General features: G+C 67.7%; 1 protein-coding gene. It reads right to left on the minus strand.

Annotated elements, in window-relative coordinates; all coding sequences use genetic code 11:
- The coding region (locus IFT51_RS14790; RefSeq protein ID WP_192061851.1) for a hypothetical protein at positions 1-371 on the minus strand (371 nt) is incomplete at both ends.

Here is a 371-nt window from a genome sequence, read left to right on the forward strand (position 1 = left end):
GTCTCGTCGCCCGTGACCGGGGTGTGGGTCACCGTGAAGGTGATGTACCCGTTGCCCAGCCAGCGCGGGATCGACCATTCACCGGCAGCGTTCACCGTCGCCTCGAGAGGCGCCAGACCCGGTGCCGTGAAGGTGACCTTGTCACCGGTCGAGCCCTTGCCCCGGAACGTGACGTTGCCCGGGGTGAAGGTGCCGCCGTCGGTGTGGCTGTCGAGGCTGAACGCCTGACCCGCGACACCCGTGTTGAACTCGATGGTCTGCGACCCGTTCTGCACATCGGCGCGGCTCGAGGTCACCGTGAAGGTCGTCTTCTCGGTGCCCACCCAGCGGCGTGCCGACCAGGTGCCGTCGTACTGCACGGTCGCCTTCGT

The organism is Frigoribacterium sp. CFBP 13712 (assembly GCF_014842255.1).
Taxonomy (GTDB): Bacteria; Actinomycetota; Actinomycetes; order Actinomycetales; family Microbacteriaceae; genus Frigoribacterium.